Source organism: Lactonifactor longoviformis (assembly GCF_042848515.1).
Lineage (GTDB): Bacteria > Bacillota > Clostridia > Lachnospirales > Lachnospiraceae > Lactonifactor > Lactonifactor longoviformis.
Window position 1 is genome coordinate 4,087,560 of the sequence record NZ_AP031453.1, and the last position, 18,913, is coordinate 4,106,472.

Here is an 18,913-nt window from a genome sequence, read left to right on the forward strand (position 1 = left end):
CATAATCTAAGGAGGAGAAACATGAATCAAGTAGCAAAAACGAAAGATTTCCGTAAAGTAATGGTGGCAAACCGTGGGGAAATCGCTATCCGCATTTTCCGGGCCTGCTATGACCTGGGACTGAACACTGTAGCAGTGTACTCAAAGGAGGACGAATACAACATCTTTCGGGTAAAGGCCGATGAATCCTATATGATCGGTGAAAATAAAAGCCCTCTGGGCGCTTACCTGGATATTGACCTGATGATTGATATCGCCAAAAAGCACCACGTTGATGCCATTCATCCGGGTTACGGATTTTTGTCAGAAAATGCCGCTTTTGCCAGAGCATGCGAGGAAAACGGAATAGAATTTATAGGGCCGCCTTCTGATGTCCTGGCACAGATGGGAGATAAATTAAGCGCCAAAGAAATCGCTAAGCGCTGCCAGGTTCCAACGATACCAGGTTCTAAGGTTCCTCTGACGAGTGCAGAGGATGCTGCAAAAAGGGCCGTGTCCTACGGTTTTCCTGTGATACTGAAAGCCTCCGCCGGGGGAGGAGGAAGAGGCATGCGCCGGTGCGATACTGAGCAGGAAGTGATTGATACCTTCCCGCTGGTCCAGAGTGAGGCCTTAAAAGCATTTGGATGCGGGGATATTTTTATAGAGAAGTTTTTGGAAGAGCCAAAACATATTGAGGTGCAGATCCTTGCGGATAAGCACGGAAATGTGGTTCATCTGTTTGAGCGTGACTGCTCGCTTCAGCGCAGATACCAAAAGGTGGTAGAGTTCACTCCGGCACTTACACTGAGCAGTGAAAAGAGAGAAGAGATCTGCGGCGATGCAGTCAAAATAGCAAAAGAGGTTGGATATGTGAACGCCGGTACCGTGGAATTCCTGGTGGATAAGCAGGGAAATCATTATTTTATCGAGATGAATCCGCGGATACAGGTAGAGCACACAGTTACCGAGATGATTACAGACATTGACATCGTTCGGGCGCAGATCCTGATCGCTGAGGGAAAGACACTGGCTGAGCCGGAGATTGGCATTACCAGTCAGGAGGATGTGAAGGGTCATGGATATGCAATCCAGTGCCGGATTACAACCGAAGATCCCCAGAACAATTTTGCGCCCGATACGGGCAAAATTACGGCTTACCGTACAGGCGGCGGTTTTGGTGTCCGTTTAGATGGGGGCAATACTTACGCAGGGGCTGAGATAACACCTTACTACGACAGTCTTCTGGTAAAGATAACTACCCATGACAGTACCTTTGAGGGAGCCTGCAACAAAGCCCTGCGCGCATTGAATGAAACCCGTATCCGCGGAGTAAAAACCAATATCGGCTTCATTGACAATATCCTTATACACCCAATGTTCCGCGCTGGAAAATGCCATACAAAATTTATCGATGAAACGCCTGAATTATTTATCATCAGGGACTCCAAAGACCGGGCGACCAAGATGCTGAAATACATAGGAAATATTGTAGTCAATGATCCCACGGCAGGACAGCGTATGTACGACACTCCCCGCTTCCCGAAACTGACCGGGGAGAAGAAGCCGGGCTTGAAGCAGCTCCTGGATACTAAGGGTCCTGAAGCTGTAAAGCAGTGGGTTCTGGACCAGAAAAAGCTCCTGATCACTGACACCACTATGAGAGATGCCCATCAGTCCCTTCTGGCAACAAGAGTTCGGACAAGGGATATGGTAAAGGGCGCGGATGCCACCGCAGAAGCTCTGGCAGATGCATTTTCCCTGGAAATGTGGGGAGGCGCTACTTTTGACGTGGCATACCGCTTTCTGAAAGAGTCCCCCTGGGAACGCCTGGATATGCTCCGGGAAAAGATACCAAACATCCCCTTCCAGATGCTTCTGCGGGGAGCCAATGCCGTAGGCTATACCAATTATCCGGATAATCTGATTCGGGAATTTATCAAAGAATCGGCACGCAGCGGCATAGATGTTTTCCGCGTGTTTGACTCTCTGAACTGGGTGCCCGGAATGGAGGTTGCCCTGGATGAGGTCTTAAACCAGAATAAAATCGCCGAAGCCACGATCTGTTATACAGGAGATGTGGGAAATCCAAAAGATGATAAATACACCTTGAATTATTATGTAAACCTTGCGAAGCGGCTTGAAAAAACAGGGGCTCACACACTTTGCATCAAAGATATGGCCGGCCTGCTGAAGCCTTATTCAGGATACAAGCTGGTAAAAGCCCTGAAAGAGGAAATTGGGCTTCCCATACACCTGCACACCCATGATACCAGCGGAAACCAAATCGCTACCCTTCTTATGGCTGCAGAAGCTGGTGTAGATATCGCAGATGTTGCTATTTCCAGCATGTCCTCCCTCACCAGCCAGCCCTCTATGAATTCTCTGGTAGCTGCCCTGGAGGGACAGGACCGTGATACCGGCCTGAGCCTTGAGCGGCTGCAGGGATTGTCTGACTACTGGTGTGATGTAAGAGATCGGTATGGAGCCTTCGAAGGCGGCATCAAATATCCCGCCACCGATATCTATGAGTACGAGATTCCAGGAGGCCAATATACGAATCTGAAGCCTCAGGTAGAAAGTCTGGGTCTGGGACATCGTTTTGATGAGGTCAAAAAGATGTATAAGACGGTAGATACTATGCTGGGAGGCCTGGTAAAGGTAACGCCGTCCTCTAAAATGGTAGGTGACCTGGCAATCTTTATGGTTCAAAATGACCTGACCCCGGAAACCATTGTGGAGAGAGGGGAAACCATGAACTTCCCGGACTCTGTTGTCAGCTACTTCAAGGGTATGATGGGGCAGCCTGAATGGGGATTCCCGGAAGATCTCCAGCGGGTGGTCCTGAAAGGAGAAGAGCCAATCTCCTGCCGCCCGGGGGAACTGCTTCCTCCCATGGACTTCGACGCCGCCAGAAAGCGCCTGGAGGAATTTATCCCGTCTCCCAACTGGAGAATGGTAATCAGCTGGTGCTTCTATCCCAAGGTTGTGGAAGACTTTCTGAAGAACCGCAAGGAGTACGGCTATATCACCCGGCTGGGCAGCCATGTATTCTTCCATGGCCTGGCAGAAGGCGAAACCAACAAAGTAAACATTGAAGACGGAAAAACTCTCGTAATCAAATATCTGGGCAAAGGCGATGCAAATCCGGACGGAACCCGGAATGTGATGTTTGAGCTGAACGGGATACGCAGAGAGGTTGCGGTCACCGACCGGAGCGCAAAGGTTACCGTTGAGTCTATCCCAATGGCTGATCCCTCTGATCTCAGCCACGTAGGCGCCTCCATTCCGGGCCTTGTCAGCCAGGTACATGTAAAACCAGGAGACAAGGTTACCAAAAATCAGGTTCTGGCTGTGGTAGAAGCCATGAAGATGGAGACCAATGTAGCCGCCCTGATGGACGGAGTTGTGGATCAGGTATACGTCAAAGAAGGCAAAGAAATCAAAGCCGGAGAGCTGTTGATGACTATCCGTTAAAAGAAAAAGTAAGAGGGGGCTTCTCTTCGAGGCCCGCCTCTTACTTTTTTCTGCTGATTGTGCCCAGGAACAGCCCAATCAGCAGCAGACAGAACAGTACAAATCCCAAGAAACTAATCCATGGCATTCCCAGTATCTGAGGACTGATGTCTGTGAGACAGAATAACCCGGCACCGATAAACAGCGCAGCGGCCAGAATCCCACACACCAGGCGGTCTGCTGTTCTCTGAAATATTTCCTGCATCTTTTTGCTGTCCACAAGATCCAGATTCAGCTTTGTCTGGCCATTCTTCGTTATATTCAGAAGATCGGAGAGCTGTGCAGGGATCTCCATATACTTATCCAGGGAAGTATACAAAAGACGCCCTTTATGCCTGAGTTCCTTTTTCAGGTCCATTTCCCGGAACAGCAGAGAGGACATATAGTTAGAGAGAATCTGGAGTATATTTACCTCCGGTGCACAGGCACTTAAGGTTCCCTCCATGGTAATCATGCTCCTTCCCAGCAGGGTGATATCCGTATTGATGGCTATGTGATGCTCTTTTACAAGATCCAGAAGCTTTTCAATCAGTTCACCCAGTCTCATATTGCCGAAATCCATAGTCATGTATTTGCTCACAATATCATCAATATCTGTGTACAGCCTTGCATGATTCACCCGTTCCTTTGCCTCACCAAGCGCCAGGAGCACATTCTTCAGCTCATACATATCATTCTTCAGCAGTGCCATAATCGCCCGTTTCAGAAGCATCTTATTGTGCTCCGACAGATGCCCTGCCATTCCCAGATCCAGCCATGCCACCTGTCCGCCGGAGATCCAAAGGTTCCCCGGATGAGGATCCGCATGAAAAAAGCCGTCCTCAAGGATCTGCTTGCAGTAATTTTCCGCTGCTTTTCTGCCGATCTCCTCCATGTCATACCCCAGCGCCGTCAGACGATCTGTCTGATCTATCTGTACGCCCTCGATATCATTCATAGTCAGAAGCTTAGACGTTGTATATTCATGATATACCCGGGGAGATGTAACGTAGGCAATGTCCTTCTGATTTTCATAAAATAAGTCACAGTTGCCCGCCTCGCGCGTAAAATCCATCTCTTCCTGGGATGTTTTCCAGAGCTCCTGGATAATCATTTTGAAATCAATCAGCTCTCCGGTTCCCATAGTGATTTTCAGGATCCTCACCGCCCGCATCATCAGTTCAATATCATTTGCCATAATTTCCTTTATGGCCGGACGCTGCACCTTCAGCACCACTCTGTCCCCGTTTTTCAGACGTGCTGGATGTACCTGGGCAATAGAAGCAGAGCCGAGAGGCTCTGGAGAAATTTCAGAAAACAATTCCTCCGCAGGCCTTCCCAGCTCTTTTTCAATGACATCTTTAATTGTCTCATATGGAAGGGGCTTTACCTGTGTCCGCAGTCTGGTCAATTCTTTACAGTAAGCCTCCGGGAGCATGTCTGACCGCATGGACATAATTTGTCCCAGCTTTACATACGTAGGTCCCAGATCCTCAAGAATCTCCCTCAGTTTTACAGGAGTCAGCCCTTTGGTTATATGATGCTTCTTCAGCACACAGAGTATCTCGCTCAGCCGGCTGCCCGAAGTCTCCATGTTTATTCCTCTTCCTGTTTTTCGTCCTCTGCGTCTGCCTCTTCTTCTGTCTCTTCGCAACCGCAGTCATCGTCTTTTGCTTCCTCTGCCGCCTGTCTTTCCAGGTTGGCAATCTTTTCTTTTAATTCGTCTAACTCTTCTTTTGTCATATGATCCACAGCTTTCATGGCATCTCGGTATTCCTTTACGATGTTAACTGTGACATGATCATTTACTTTTTCTTTGGCGCTGCGCTTCAGTTCTTCGTTGAGAACTTTTCCCTGTTCAACTGTAATCTCACCTTTTTTTACCAGGGTGTCCACAATTTCCTTGGCGGACTCCGCTGTAGTGGCCACTGCGCCTACTCCTGCCAAAAATATTTTCTTTAATCCTTCACCTATCTCCATAAGGACCTTCCTTTCTTTTTCTGCAATTCCGAAAGTTTCTTCGTATGATACTTCTATAGTATAACATATTATCAGACGATTTCCGCATTTACAGAAAGATTTTATTAATAATTTATGATTCTTACCAATCTATAATCTATTTCCAGCACTGGGTGTTTTTAATTCCCAGCTTGTCTGGATGAAACTGCGGATCCTTTCCTTCTTTTTTCTGTCTGGTATAATCGTTCATTACTTTCATAGATATCTTGCTCAGAAGAATAATACTTACGATGTTCACTATAGCCATCAGTCCCATGAGCACATCGGCCAGATTCCAGACGGTATCGAAATTAGCCTGTGCACCTACAAACACCACACCCACTACAATGATACGAAAGACGAAAAGCAGACCCTTACTGTCTTTTATAAATTTCAGATTTGACTCTGCGTAGCAGTAGTTTCCGATGAGAGAACTGAACGCAAACAGGAAAATAGATACTGTGATAAAGTGTATTCCCCACACCCCTACCTCAGCATTCACAGCCTGCTGGACATAAGGCATCCCGGTAAGCTCTTTGTTGCCTGTCCCAAAGTTCAGCAGCATCATTGCCGTGGTGGTACAGATTAAAATAGTATCTATAAATACGGAGAGCATCTGAACCATTCCCTGTTTCGCAGGATGGGAAACATCTGCTGTTGCCCCTGCGTTGGGGGCAGAACCCATACCCGCCTCGTTGGAGAAAAGCCCTCTTTTGATCCCGTACATGACACAGGAGCCTGCAAACCCTCCTGCAATGGATTTAAAATCGAAAGCGCCGGCGAAGATCTCTCCAAATATGTCCGGAAGCTTCCCCAGATTGGTACAGGTAATATAAAGCCCTAAAACAATATAAAGAAGCGCCATCACAGGTACTATTCCTGAGGTAATAATACCTATTCGCTGAACGCCTCCAAAAATAACCAGAGCGGTAGCCGCTGCCAGGATCAGCCCTATGATCATGGGCACGCTGCTGTTAGCGTAATCCTCCACATAATACGCAAAGGCGGAGCTCACATTAAAGGACTGAAGGGCATTAAAGCCAAAAGCAAAGCACGCGATAAGTAAGATTGAAAAAATGATTCCCAGCCAGCGCTGCCCCAGTGCATACTGAATATAATAGGCAGGACCGCCCCGGAACACCTCCCCGTCCCTCTCTTTATAGACCTGCGCCAGTGTACTCTCTACAAAGGCAGAGGCACTTCCCACTATGGCCATCACCCACATCCAGAAAATGGCTCCGGCACCTCCCATGGAAAGCGCGGTGGCTACCCCTGCGATATTTCCCGTCCCCACTCTGGAGGCAGTTGAGATCATTAATGCCTGAAACGAAGAAACTCCTGTCTTTTCCTTCTTCTTCTCTGTCAGAACACGGATTGCCTCCGGAAATAACCGTATCTGCACAAATTTGGTACGAATCGTAAAATATACGCCGCTGATCACCAGCAGAGCAATGAGGATATAGCCATACAAAAAATCATTTGCCTGGGCAATCCACTGATTTATTACATCCAACATTCTTTTTCCTCCTGATACCTATATCAATTTGCTGTCTGCGCCTCATTTTCTCACGATTTTGGCTCAGCATCCTCTGTATTGTATTATAAATCCTGGAGAATAACAACCATATTAGTGCAATATCCTCCCATTTCCAACAGTTTTATCTGTGATAACTGTTTTTTATCCCTCTCTCCTGTGCTATAATAAACAAAGAGTGCTGCCTTATTATGGCATCCAATCAGGGAGGTAATTATGGATTACAGAACATATTTAAGAAACTACCCGGACAAGGATGGCTGGTTCGGTTCCTATGGCGGGGCATTTTTGACTGATGAGTTAAAACCCGCATTTGAAGAGATCTCAGATGCCTATCAGACCATCTGCCATTCTTCCCAGTTTATCAGTGAACTCAGAAGAATCCGACGGGAATTCCAGGGGCGTCCAACCCCGGTATATCACTGTGAGCGGCTTTCCAAAATGTACGGAAACTGCCAGATTTATTTAAAAAGAGAAGATCTGAATCATACAGGTGCCCATAAGCTTAACCACTGTATGGGAGAAGGTCTTCTGGCTAAATTTATGGGGAAAAAGCGTCTGATTGCAGAAACCGGCGCCGGCCAGCATGGCGTTGCCCTTGCCACTGCCGCTGCTTTCTTCGGCTTAGAATGCGAGATTCATATGGGTGAAGTGGATATTGCCAAGCAAGCCCCCAATGTTACCCGAATGAAGATACTGGGCGCCAATGTAGTTCCTGTGACACATGGCTTAAAGACCTTAAAAGAGGCTGTGGATTCTGCCTTTGAATCTTATGCCAAGAATTATAAAGACTCTATTTACTGCATCGGATCTGCATTAGGGCCTCATCCCTTTCCACTCATGGTTCGGGACTTCCAGGCGGTTGTAGGGGATGAAGCCAGAGATCAGTTTAAGGAAATGACCGGTCTGCTTCCCGATGTGGTATGCGCCTGTGTTGGCGGGGGCAGCAATTCCATCGGAATGTTTGTGCCTTTTTTAGAGGATCCCGTAGATATTGTGGGAATCGAACCTCTGGGACGGGGTTCCCATCTGGGAGACCACGCTGCCTCAATGACATATGGAGAAAAGGGTATCATGCATGGATTTGAGAGCATAATGCTGAAGGATGAAAAAGGAGAGCCCGCCCCGGTTTATTCCATTGCCAGCGGGCTGGATTATCCCTCTGTAGGTCCTGAACACGCGTTTCTCCATGATCTTGGAAGAGTTCAATATACAACTGTGGATGACAATGACGCCATGAAGGCATTCTTTGAGCTCTCCCGCTATGAGGGTATTATCCCCGCAATAGAAAGTTCTCATGCAGTCGCCTATGCCACCAAAAAAGCGCAGGAAATGGGACAGGGTTCTATCCTTGTCTGCTTAAGCGGCAGGGGAGACAAGGATCTTGATTATGTAGTAGAACATTACGGATACGGAGAACAGTTCCTGTCCAAATAGACAGATTGGGAGGGTGCACGCTCCCGTCTGCATATCATAGAAAAAAGAGGAGCCACCGAAGTTGACTCCTCTTTTTTCTATTCTGCAATCCCCATCAGATCGCAGAGGGACAGCAGATAAATCTGCCCTGCATTTTTCACATCCTCAATATCCACGGTTTCATTATAGGAATGAATCCCTACCGTGTTGGACGGGCCGTACTGAATGGTCGGAATATCTTTCACCCGGTAGTCCCTTGCATCGCTGGATGCCCACTGATACGCGGGCAGCACCTCATCCTTCCAAAGCGCCTCCGCATGTTTCTTAATTGCTTCCACAATGGGTGCATCAATCTCTGTATAGTTTCCAAAGGTCTGGAAATCCAGCTCGTACTCTACGCCTGTAACGCCGCTCTTCTCAATAACCTTTTTCACACAGTCTTCTATCTCTTTGGCACCTACTCCGATAGGAAGGCGCAGATCCACGGTTACCTCACAGTAATCCGGCACCATATTGGGCCGCGTTCCACCTTTGATCATCCCCACATTGGCAGATACATGGTCAATCACGTCCCCTGTGCCGGCCCCATTTTTCTGGTCTGCAATCAGCTTAGAGTTGAGCAGGGCCTGGGCCTGGCTTTCTTTATAGCATCCCTCGATCTCCCTGAGCATGTTTATATTCTCCAGCACTTTTATAAGCTTCAGAATGGCATTCTCTCCCTTAAAGCCGGCCAGACTTCCATGGGCAGATTTTCCGTAGGATTTTAATACCAGGTCTACTCTTCCCTTCTGTCCTATCTCAATGGTATTGTGGCCTGTAGGCTCCGCCACCAGACAGGCATCTGCATTATCTGCATACCCGTTGGCGCACAGCCACTTAGTACCGAACTGGCCGCCGCTTTCCTCGTCAGACACGATGTGAAGACGGATGTTTCCGTTCAATTCCGCCCCGGATTCTGCCAGGATTTTCATTGCAAAGAGAACTCCGGCAACGCCGGCTTTCATATCAGAGGTTCCTCTTCCAAGAATACACTTATCTGTGATCTCTCCGGAGAAAGGCTCAAACTCCCACTGTGCCCTGTCCCCTGCCGGAACCACGTCAACATGTCCGTTTAAAATAACGCTGAAGCCCTCATCTTTTCCGATCTTAGCTACTACACAGGGAAAGTCAGGGTTGCATCCCACTTCCTCACAGGGAATCCCCGCCTCACTCAGATAATTTTTTACAAAATCAATCACGTCTCTCTGGCTGCCTATAGGATTCTCACTTGGAATTTTAATCAAATCCGAGGTAAGCTTTATGAGTTCGTCCAGTTTGCTTTTTGCAAGTTCCAATACTTCATCTCTTGATTTACAGCTCATGTTCCACACACTTCCTTTTCATAATTTGGCTTCTTTATTTATCATCGAATAAAAAGCAGGCTACATGGTGTCCGTCACCCACATCTTTTAACTGCGGGGCATCTGTCTTGCATCGCTCCATACATTTCGGACAGCGTTTTGCCAGAGGACATCCCTTCTGCTCTCCGATAGGGCTTGGGATTTCACCGGAAAGAACAATACGCTCTCTTTTTTCAAAGGGAGATTCCGGGGGAATCGCAGATAACAATGCCTGTGTATAGGGATGCAGCGGATTCTCGTAAATGCTGTTTGCATCGCAGAGCTCTACAATTCTTCCCAGATACATGATGGCAATTCTGTCGCTGATGTGTTTGATTACACTCAGATCATGAGAGATAAACACATACGTCAGGTTATATTCTTTCTGCAGCTGGTTAAATAAGTTCAGAACCTGCGCCTGAATGGATACATCCAGAGCCGATACAGGCTCATCACAGACAATCAGCTTTGGGTTCAATGCCAGGGCTCTGGCCACGTTAATACGCTGCCTCTGCCCTCCGGAGAACTCGTGAGGATAGCGGTGTACGTGCTGCACATCCAGTCCCACGGTCTGGAGAAGCTCCAGAGCTTTCCTGCTTCTCTCTGCTTTATCTGTAACTACCTTATGGACAATCATTGGCTCTTCTACCAGTTTTCCCGCCGTCATACGGGGGTCCAGAGAAGAAAAAGGGTCCTGGAATACCATCTGAATATCTCTTTTTAGATTTTTCAAGTCTTCTTTTTTTAGTTCAAAGATATTCCGGCCGTCGTACTCCACGCTGCCCGCAGTCGCTTTGTGCAGCTGAACCAGACACTTACCAAACGTTGATTTGCCGCAGCCAGACTCTCCGATGATCCCCAGGGTCTCTCCCTCATAGATATCTACAGAGACATCTGTCAGGGCGTGAAGAATCTGAGGCTGTTCCCCGAACTTCTGTGCTCTGATCTTAAATTCTTTGGTGAGATTCCTGACCTTTAGTATCACTTTCTTATCACTCATTACGGTTTTCCTCTCCTCTCACCAGTTTATTCTCTTTGTTCTGCCTGTGGCAGGCCACGAAATGGCCCGGTTCCACTTCCACGAGCTCCGGTACCTCTTTGCCGCACCGCTCCTGCGCGTAGGGACATCTGTTATAAAAATTACAGCAATTGCCTGTCAGGCGCAGATCCGGCGGAACACCCGGTATGGTATTGAGTTCTCCTTTTACTGTATCGCTCAGCTTCGGCATGGAGTCCAGCAGTCCCCAGGTATAGGGATGCAGAGGCTGTGCGTAGAGTGTTTTCGTATCTGCATATTCTACCGTCTTGCCGGCATAGAGAACCATCACCGTATCGCACATCTTCCAGACAACCCCCAGGTTGTGGGTAATCAGAAGAATAGAGGTATCCATCTCATCCTGGAGTTCCTGCAGAAGTTCAAGCACCTGGGCCTGTACCGTTACGTCAAGAGCCGTGGTGGGCTCATCTGCAATTACCATCTTCGGCTTACAGCATACGGCCATGGCAATGATAACACGCTGGCACATTCCTCCGGACAGCTCATAGGGATAGGATTCCATCCGCTTTTCCGGCTGGGGGATCCCAACTTTTTTAAGGGCCTCCACTGCCATTTTTCTGGCTTCTTCTTTGGATACATCCTGGTGGGCACAGATCATTTCTACCATCTGATTGCCTATCTTAAATACCGGATCCAGAGAAGTCATAGGGTCCTGAAAGATAACCGCTATGTCCTTACCTCTGAAATTCAGCAGTTCTTTTTTATTCAGCTTTATAATATCTTTTCCCTCAAAGTCAATGGTTCCCTCCACTATCCTTCCGATTTTTGGAGGGAGAAGACGGATGATCGACGAAGCGGTTACACTTTTGCCGGATCCGGATTCTCCTACGATGCCCATGGTCTCGCCTTTTTTCAGAGTAAAGCTCACACCGTCTACCGCCTTGGACACACCGCTGGCTGTGAAGAAATATGTCTTTAAATCTTTAACTGTTAGTAAATTTTCACTCATATTTTCGTCCTCACTGTTCTTTGCTTTCTGTTTTCCTGTTACTTCTTCATCTTAGGATCCAGCACGTCACGGACGCCGTCACCAAAAAGGTTGAATCCCAGTACGGTGATAAGGATGAAAATACCTGATATAGTTGCAATATGCGGAGCTGTATTCAGACAGTCCTTTCCTGCTCTTAATATATTTCCCCAGGATGCGGTTGGCTGTGAAATCCCCAGTCCCAGGAAACTTAAGGTTGCTTCTGATATAATAGCTCCTGCTACGTTGAGCGTAGCATATACGATAATAGGAGAAATGGTGTTCGGAAGAATGTGGCGGAACAGCATTCTTATGTTAGATACGCCCAGCACCCGCCCGGCATTGCAGTACTCTTCGTTTTTTACAATATGTACCTGTCCCCGGACGACTCGGGCGAAGCTGGGCACATTTCCAATACCTATGGCCAGAATTACGTTTGGCAGCCCTGATCCCAGAATCGTCATGAGGATAATCGCCAGCAGTACAAACGGAAATGCCAGCATACCATCCATAAGACGCATAATTACTGCATCCACAGCACCTCCCAGATAGCCGGAAAGCAGACCCAGGAGGATCCCGATAATCGCACCCACTACAGTGCCTCCGATAGCCGCAATCAGTGAAACTCTGGCGCCGTATACGATCCGGGAAAATAAATCACGTCCAAACTCATCGGTCCCGAAAATATGTCCCTTTTCCCCAAAGCTCAGATAAGTCTCAGAGGGCTTAATGGCATTGGGATCGTGGGTTGCAATCAGGGGAGCTAAAATGGCCATCAGCATCATAAATACTACGATTACAAGCCCGATCATAGCTGTCTTATTTCTTCTCAATTTGTTCCAGACATTATTGGCCCTTCTCTCTCTTTTTATAAGCTGAGAATGGGCTTCTGCGCCTAAAACCTCTGCGGTTGCCGTATTTTTCTGCTTTGCCATTTAGTTGCCTCCTTTCCCGCTTTCATAGCTTACCCTTGGATTGATTACTGTATATACAATATCCACAATCAGGTTGATCACTACAAACACGATTGCTGTAAACAGGACAACACCCTGTATCAGCGCGTAGTCTCTGTTGTCAATGGCACTTACAATTAAAGTACCCATTCCCGGCCAGGAGAAGATACTTTCTGTAAGAATGGCCCCTGTAAACGCAGAAGCCAGCTGAAGGCCAAGAACGGTAACAATGGGGGGAAGCGCATTTTTCAGCGCATGCTTCCATATAACCACGCCTTCTCTCAGGCCTCTGGCTCTGAGTGCTTTTACCGCGTCATTATTCACTACCTCCAGCATACTGGAGCGGGTAATTCTGGCAAAGGTTGCCATAGGGATAGTTGACAGACAGAAGCAGGGCAGGATCATATGACTTACAACATCCCAGACACCCTTAGCCATACTGCCCATACCCATCGCCGGGAGCCAGCCCAGATTAACACTGAATACCAGCACCAGCATCAGGCCCAGCCAGAAAATGGGCATAGAGACGCCTATGAGGGCCAGCACCATAAAGATATAGTCCAGAATGGAGTACTGCCTCACCGCAGATACGATCCCTACAATCATCCCCAGCACCAGTGCAATTAATAAGCTGGTGAGTGTGATCACCAGTGTGTTGGGAATCCTCTCTTTAATTAGCTCCACTACTGACTGGTTGTAAGAGTAGGATCTGCCGAAATCTCCTTTTAAAATCTGTTTCAGATAAATAACGTACTGCTCCCCCTTGCTCTTATTGAGTCCCAGTTCTTCCTCCAACTGCTCCACTGATTCTTTCGGCGCCTGAGGGCCTAACATAGTAAGAGCAGGATTTCCCGGAATCATACGGGTCAGGATAAAAGTAAAGGTTACTACAATCAGCAGGGTGGGAATACTTTGCAGAATTCTTTTTACAATTGTCTTTAACACTAATTTTCACCACCGTTTCTTTTGTTGTTTATTATGCGAAAAAGACGGACGTAGTGAAACTACGTCCCTCTTTATCGTCGATAATCTCTCTAAATTATTGTACTACCCAGACATTCTCCTCAGCTGTACAAAGTTTGATTGTACCATCAGCTCTCTGATTGAAGTCCTGCACCTTAGGATTGATTCCAAGGCACTCTGCCGGGTTGCCATAGAAGATACCAGGATTATCATCTGTAATGATTTTCAGAGCTTTCTTGTACATCTCAGCACGTTTCGCCTGATCTGTCTCAATCAATGCATCAGATAATAACTGATCTACTTCCGGATTGCTGTATCCCTGGCCATTTCCAAGAGTTCCGATCGCGGAGGTTGCAAACATCTTGTCAAAGAAGAAGTATGGATCTGGATACCAGGACCAGGCCATAGCAAATACATCTGCTTTTCCGGATGCTGCTGTCTCACTGAAGGTACCCCACTCTACTGTGTTAATCTTCAGTTCAACGCCGATTGCCTGCCAGTAGGACTGCAGTATCGTTGCAGCTTTCTGACGGAAAGTTTCATTTGTAATATACATATTTAAGGTTATGCCATCGCCGTAACCTGCTTCTTCCAGAAGCTTCTTGGCTCCATCCGGATCGTAGGAAGGAACATCTGCCTCTACAGATTCGTCGTAGCCCCAGGACGCTCTCGGAAGAGGAAGACAAGCCGCTTCACCTTCGCCGTACTGGTATACACCGGCAGCCAATTCTTTGTAGTCAACTGCCTTTATTAAGGCTTCTCTTACCTTTGCATCTGCTGTCGGTCCGTTTACCATGTTAAAGTAAGCATATCCAATCTGAATGCCTGCCATTTTTTCCAGATTCACAGTTTCGTCTTCAGCAACAATTTTTACTGTCTCTCCGGTCAGCTGTGTGGCAATATCCACATCGCCGGTTCTCAGAGCATTTACTTCCTGGTTAGCATCTGTGATCACTTTAAAGATTACGGTGTCCAGGTTCGGCTCACCAATGAAATACTTTTCGTTCTTTTTCAGCGTTGTCTGCTGATCCAGTTCAAACTTTTCCATAGCGTACGGGCCTGTACCAACTAAGTGGTTGCCGAACTCTTCGCCCCAGCCTTCGACCTCTTCCTTCGGAACAATTGCATTTCCTGCATTGGTCAAAGCGGTAAGGAATACTGCACTGGGAGCTTTCAATGTTGCTTTTACGTGGGTCTCGTCAATGGCTTCTGCATGATCCAGCATGTCCAGACGGTTCATAGCGGACTCTTTGGCGGAACGATTCATATTATATGCCACGTCCTCTGCAGTCATCAGTCTTCCGTCCTGGTATTCTCCCGGCTGGAAGTATACATCGTCACGGATGGTAAATGTATATTCCATACCGTCATCGCTGATGATCCAATCTGTTGCCAGAGAGGGCAGAATCTCTTTTAATTCTTTGTCGTATGTTACAACTGTGTCGCACACCTGGTAAATAATCTGTGCTTCGTATGTACCCGTATACTTTACAGGGTCCAGATTTTTTGGAGAGGATGTCAGTGCAATCTTCAGTTCTCCTCCCTTTGTCACTTCTTCAGGTACTTCGATTGTGGCCTCTTTATTTACAATCTCCGTACTCTCGCCGCTGCTTTCTTCGGTAGCAGCACTGTCGTCCTTGGTGGCGGAATCATCGCTTTTTTTATTACCACAGCCAGTGAAAGCGGTCATCACCATAGCACCTGCAAGGACGAGTGCTATCCATTTCTTCTTCATACTTACCTTTCCTCCTTAAGAAATTCTCACAATAATTTTTGAATCTTCCCTCCCACCTGTTAAAAGCTCGGTATAAACTGCGGAAATATGCAGGATAGGAATTTTCAACTTTCATTGTTCTTAAAATTATACATTGTGATTTCATAGAAATCAAGCATTTTCACCTAAATATGAATAATTTAGACTTTGTCCTGTGAAATTTTTCCTGTTTTTTTTATTTCCATTAACATTTAAACCATGATTTTCACAAAGCATATTGACATTTTATGTCACTTCTGTAAACTTAGGTTAGTACTATTAACGCCGTTTCCGGTTTTTCAGTGTATGAAAATCTGCGGGGCACGGTACGTACAAGGAGGACAATGATGGTATTAAAACAAGTATTAGAAGTATTCGAATTAATGGACAAGCCTCAGGCAAACGGAAAAGAAATTATTGAACTGCTGAAAGAAAGAGGGGCCACAGAGGTCTCTATGGAAACAGTCGTGGGAGAACGCGGCACCACTGACAGCATTAAGATTCTCATCGCAGGATCCGAAGGAAAGACTGCAGGCGGAACGGCACCCACGCTGGGGATCATCGGCCGTCTCGGCGGTCTGGGCGCCCGCCCTACGATGACCGGCTTTGTCTCCGACGGTGACGGAGCTCTTGCCGCTGTGGCTGCAGGTCTGAAGTTAGCAGAGATGCATACCAACGGGGACATCTTAAAAGGAGATGTTATTGTCTCCACACATATCTGTCCGGATGCACCCACCCAGGACCACAAACCGGTCCCCTTTATGAATTCCCCTATTGATATGGCTACCTGCAATGCAAAGGATGTGGATCCACGGATGGATGCCATTGTTTCTATCGATACCACCAAGGGAAATAAAGTCATTAATGTAAATGGTTTTGCTATCTCACCCACGGTAAAAGAGGGCTACATTCTGAAAACCAGTGCAGATCTCCTGGACATCATGACCCGTGTGACAGGTAAGCTTCCCGCAGTCTTTCCCCTGGCTCAGCAGGATATTACCCCCTACGGCAATAATGTTTATCATCTGAACAGTGTGCTGCAGCCCACCACTGCCACCGATGCTCCCGTGGTAGGAGTTGCCATCACTACGGAACAGCCCGTGGCAGGCTGTGCAACCGGCGCAAGCCATCCCATGGATGTGGAGAGCGCCGCTCGCTTTGCCATAGAAGTTGCCAAAGCCTACGGCCAGGGAGAATGTTCCTTCTATGATGAAGAGGAATACAACTATCTCCTGAAACTCTACGGAGATCTGAAAATATTCCAGACCTTCGGCAACATGGACAAATAATACACAGAGCGGTAATCCTATGAAAGAAAGAATTAGAGTAGGGGCTGTTACTATAGGGCAGGCTCCCCGTGTGGATATTACCGGGGATATCCGCCCCATGCTGGCCCCGCATATAGAATTAATTGAATACGGAGCCCTGGATCCCTTCAGCTTTGAAGAGGCCAGCACCCGGTTTGCACCGGGGGAAGGGGAATCTGTTCTGGTTTCCCGCATGCGGGACGGCAGGCAGGTAACCATGTCAGAAGGGGCAGTGATCCCTCTGGTCCAGGACTGTATACTGCGTGCGGAGAAAGAAGGGGCAGAGGCAACTGTTTTGCTGTGCACTGGAAAATTTCCGGAGTTTACCCACAGTAAGCTTTTAATCACCCCTCAGCCCATCCTGCATGCTCTGGTACAAAAGCTGGCGCTGGATAAGCCCATTGGACTCTTTGTACCGGATGCATCTCAGATTGCTCAGGTGGATGAGTGGTTTTCTGCCAGCGGCATTGCTTTTGAACCAGTGGTAGCCTCTCCATATAAAGAGGCTGAACTTATGGGGCAGCGGGCACTGGCTTTCAGAGGAAAAGACCTGGCCTTTGTTCTTCTGGACTGTATGGGATACGGATGCGGGATGAAGGAGGATATCTATGCCTCCTGCCAGCTGCCTGTGATACTTCCCAGAACCTATATTGCACGGCTGCTGAATGAATTATTTGCATAAAAAAGGAATGGAGGCCTATACAAGTCTCCATTCCTTTTTTTAGACATTCAGAGGATATCTCTCTGTAAGCTCTTTCACAATTGCTTTTGCTTTCTCTTTATTATCCGGACACTGAATCATCAGAGATACTGCCTCAGCTATCTGGTCCATATCTGCCTCCTGCAGTCCTCTGGCTGTCACAGCTGCCGTTCCCAGACGGACGCCGCTGGTTACAAACGGTGATTCCGGATCATTTGGTATGGCATTTTTATTGCAGGTGATATTTGCCTCGTCCAGTAATTTCTCCATTGCCTTTCCAGTAATACCGGTTCCCCGCAGATCTACCAGCATGAGATGGTTGTCAGTTCCCCCTGACACAATATGAATGCCTCTCTTTAGCAGCCCTTCGCAGAGTGCCTTGGCATTCTTCACAATATTCTGCTGGTATTCTTTATATTCCGGCTGCAGAGCTTCTTTAAAACATACCGCTTTTGCAGCGATCACATGCATTAATGGCCCTCCCTGAATTCCCGGGAACACAGCTTTGTTAAAATTAAACTGTTTTGCAACTTCATTGCTGCTTAAAATCATACCGCCTCTGGGTCCTCTGAGGGTTTTGTGGGTGGTTGTGGTGGTTACATGGGCGTATGGAATGGGGCTAGGATGTACACCGGCAGCTACCAGCCCGGCGATGTGTGCCATGTCCACCATCAGATACGCTCCCACCTCGTCTGCGATCTCCCGGAAGCGTTTAAAGTCTATCACCCGCGCATATGCGCTGGCCCCTGCAACGATCAGCTTTGGTTTTGCCTCAAGTGCAATCTCTCTTACGCTGTCATAATCAATCACACCGTCATCGTTGACGCCGTAAGGAACAATGTTAAAATATGCCCCTGACATATTTGCCGGGCTGCCATGGGTCAGATGTCCTCCATGAGCCAGATTCATCCCCATCACCGTATCCCCCGGCTTCAGGATCGCAAAAAATACTGCCATGTTGGCCTGGGCACCGGAATGGGGCTGCACATTAACATACTCACATCCGAACAGCTCTCTGGCACGCTCTATTGCCAGTCTCTCTACAACATCTACATAGTCGCATCCGCCGTAGTATCTTTTTCCCGGATATCCCTCGGCGTATTTATTTGTTAAAGGACTTCCCATAGCCGCCATAACAGCCTTGCTCACCCAGTTCTCGGATGCAATCAGTTCGATATGGGAATTCTGCCTGTCTACTTCTTCTTTTATCGCCTCCGCAATCTCCGTATCAACGGCCTTAATCTCATCAAATGAATACATGATGTTCCTCCTTAAATTCTCCCTTTTAGTAACAGCATCAAATTACATTATATACACTTTACTACTGCATTGCAATAAGAAAAAGACAAATATCCGCCCCACAAATACACTCTCTCTGTTTTCACCATTTTTTTGATTTTTTTCGAGGTTTT

14 protein-coding genes are annotated in these 18,913 nt (G+C 47.4%); 4 read left to right on the top strand and 10 right to left on the bottom strand.

Annotated elements, in window-relative coordinates; translation table 11 throughout:
* The first annotated feature begins 21 nt into the window (after positions 1–21).
* Positions 22–3,456: a pyruvate carboxylase gene (locus ACGHCT_RS18680; RefSeq protein ID WP_390437206.1), complete on the top strand. Its 3,435-nt coding sequence runs from the start codon at positions 22–24 to the stop codon at positions 3,454–3,456.
* Between the two features lie 40 nt (positions 3,457–3,496).
* On the opposite strand, the gene ACGHCT_RS18685 is transcribed toward ACGHCT_RS18680, so the two are convergent.
* The 3 genes from ACGHCT_RS18685 to ACGHCT_RS18695 form a co-directional block, all read right to left on the bottom strand.
* Positions 3,497–5,068 carry an ABC1 kinase family protein gene (locus ACGHCT_RS18685; RefSeq protein WP_390437207.1) on the bottom strand — a complete coding sequence of 524 codons (1,572 nt, stop codon included), beginning with the start codon at positions 5,066–5,068 and terminating at the stop codon, positions 3,497–3,499.
* A gap of 2 nt (positions 5,069–5,070) precedes the next feature.
* Entirely contained in the window at positions 5,071–5,454 is a 384-nt protein-coding gene (locus ACGHCT_RS18690; protein ID WP_072854741.1) for a phasin family protein, read from the bottom strand.
* A gap of 136 nt (positions 5,455–5,590) precedes the next feature.
* Positions 5,591–6,985: an alanine/glycine:cation symporter family protein gene (locus ACGHCT_RS18695; RefSeq protein WP_390440219.1), complete on the bottom strand. Its 1,395-nt coding sequence runs from the start codon at positions 6,983–6,985 to the stop codon at positions 5,591–5,593.
* Positions 6,986–7,222: 237 nt separating this feature from the next.
* On the opposite strand from ACGHCT_RS18695, the gene trpB reads away from it, so the two are divergent.
* A complete protein-coding gene (trpB, locus tag ACGHCT_RS18700; RefSeq protein ID WP_072854743.1) occupies positions 7,223–8,443 on the top strand; it encodes a tryptophan synthase subunit beta in 1,221 nt (406 codons plus the stop codon).
* 77 nt (positions 8,444–8,520) lie between these two features.
* Here the strand turns inward: trpB and ACGHCT_RS18705 are convergent, their stop codons facing one another.
* The 6 genes from ACGHCT_RS18705 to ACGHCT_RS18730 all read right to left on the bottom strand — a co-directional run bounded on the left by ACGHCT_RS18705 (position 8,521) and on the right by ACGHCT_RS18730 (position 15,476).
* Positions 8,521–9,783, bottom strand: coding sequence for a M20 family metallopeptidase (locus ACGHCT_RS18705; RefSeq protein ID WP_390437208.1), 1,263 nt, complete (start codon positions 9,781–9,783; stop codon positions 8,521–8,523).
* 34 nt (positions 9,784–9,817) lie between these two features.
* The gene (locus tag ACGHCT_RS18710; protein WP_072854745.1) at positions 9,818–10,801 is read right to left on the bottom strand and encodes an ABC transporter ATP-binding protein; all 984 of its coding nucleotides are present in this window, start codon (positions 10,799–10,801) and stop codon (positions 9,818–9,820) included.
* A complete protein-coding gene (locus ACGHCT_RS18715) occupies positions 10,794–11,807 on the bottom strand; it encodes an ABC transporter ATP-binding protein (RefSeq protein ID WP_072854746.1) in 1,014 nt (337 codons plus the stop codon). Before ACGHCT_RS18715 ends, ACGHCT_RS18710 begins: the two co-directional genes overlap by 8 nt.
* A gap of 38 nt (positions 11,808–11,845) precedes the next feature.
* Complete coding sequence (locus ACGHCT_RS18720) at positions 11,846–12,760, bottom strand: ABC transporter permease (RefSeq protein ID WP_072854747.1); 915 nt, start codon at positions 12,758–12,760, stop codon at positions 11,846–11,848.
* Entirely contained in the window at positions 12,761–13,723 is a 963-nt protein-coding gene (locus ACGHCT_RS18725; protein WP_072854748.1) for an ABC transporter permease, read from the bottom strand.
* A gap of 94 nt (positions 13,724–13,817) precedes the next feature.
* Positions 13,818–15,476 carry an ABC transporter substrate-binding protein gene (locus tag ACGHCT_RS18730; RefSeq protein WP_072854749.1) on the bottom strand — a complete coding sequence of 553 codons (1,659 nt, stop codon included), beginning with the start codon at positions 15,474–15,476 and terminating at the stop codon, positions 13,818–13,820.
* Positions 15,477–15,841: 365 nt separating this feature from the next.
* Here ACGHCT_RS18730 and ACGHCT_RS18735 point away from each other — a divergent pair, with 365 nt between their 5' ends.
* Positions 15,842–16,783, top strand: coding sequence for a DUF1177 domain-containing protein (locus ACGHCT_RS18735; RefSeq protein ID WP_072854750.1), 942 nt, complete (start codon positions 15,842–15,844; stop codon positions 16,781–16,783).
* Between the two features lie 19 nt (positions 16,784–16,802).
* The gene (locus ACGHCT_RS18740) at positions 16,803–17,483 is read left to right on the top strand and encodes an AroM family protein (RefSeq protein ID WP_390437209.1); all 681 of its coding nucleotides are present in this window, start codon (positions 16,803–16,805) and stop codon (positions 17,481–17,483) included.
* Positions 17,484–17,522: 39 nt separating this feature from the next.
* Here ACGHCT_RS18740 and glyA read toward each other — a convergent pair whose 3' ends face one another.
* Positions 17,523–18,761 carry a serine hydroxymethyltransferase gene (gene glyA, locus ACGHCT_RS18745; protein WP_072854752.1) on the bottom strand — a complete coding sequence of 413 codons (1,239 nt, stop codon included), beginning with the start codon at positions 18,759–18,761 and terminating at the stop codon, positions 17,523–17,525.
* Positions 18,762–18,913: the final 152 nt, after the last annotated feature.

Excerpts from the sequence above, each read along its gene's own strand:
- glyA (WP_072854752.1), bottom strand. The coding sequence starts at position 18,761 with ATGTATTCATTTGATGAGATTAAGGCCGTTGATACGGAGATTGCGGAG.
- ACGHCT_RS18730 (WP_072854749.1), bottom strand. The coding sequence starts at position 15,476 with ATGAAGAAGAAATGGATAGCACTCGTCCTTGCAGGTGCTATGGTGATG.
- trpB (WP_072854743.1), top strand. The coding sequence starts at position 7,223 with ATGGATTACAGAACATATTTAAGAAACTACCCGGACAAGGATGGCTGG.
- ACGHCT_RS18680 (WP_390437206.1), top strand. The coding sequence starts at position 22 with ATGAATCAAGTAGCAAAAACGAAAGATTTCCGTAAAGTAATGGTGGCA.
- ACGHCT_RS18710 (WP_072854745.1), bottom strand. The coding sequence starts at position 10,801 with ATGAGTGATAAGAAAGTGATACTAAAGGTCAGGAATCTCACCAAAGAA.
- ACGHCT_RS18740 (WP_390437209.1), top strand. The coding sequence starts at position 16,803 with ATGAAAGAAAGAATTAGAGTAGGGGCTGTTACTATAGGGCAGGCTCCC.
- ACGHCT_RS18690 (WP_072854741.1), bottom strand. The coding sequence starts at position 5,454 with ATGGAGATAGGTGAAGGATTAAAGAAAATATTTTTGGCAGGAGTAGGC.
- ACGHCT_RS18715 (WP_072854746.1), bottom strand. The coding sequence starts at position 11,807 with ATGAGTGAAAATTTACTAACAGTTAAAGATTTAAAGACATATTTCTTC.
- ACGHCT_RS18685 (WP_390437207.1), bottom strand. The coding sequence starts at position 5,068 with ATGGAGACTTCGGGCAGCCGGCTGAGCGAGATACTCTGTGTGCTGAAG.
- ACGHCT_RS18735 (WP_072854750.1), top strand. The coding sequence starts at position 15,842 with ATGGTATTAAAACAAGTATTAGAAGTATTCGAATTAATGGACAAGCCT.
- ACGHCT_RS18720 (WP_072854747.1), bottom strand. The coding sequence starts at position 12,760 with ATGGCAAAGCAGAAAAATACGGCAACCGCAGAGGTTTTAGGCGCAGAA.
- ACGHCT_RS18705 (WP_390437208.1), bottom strand. The coding sequence starts at position 9,783 with ATGAGCTGTAAATCAAGAGATGAAGTATTGGAACTTGCAAAAAGCAAA.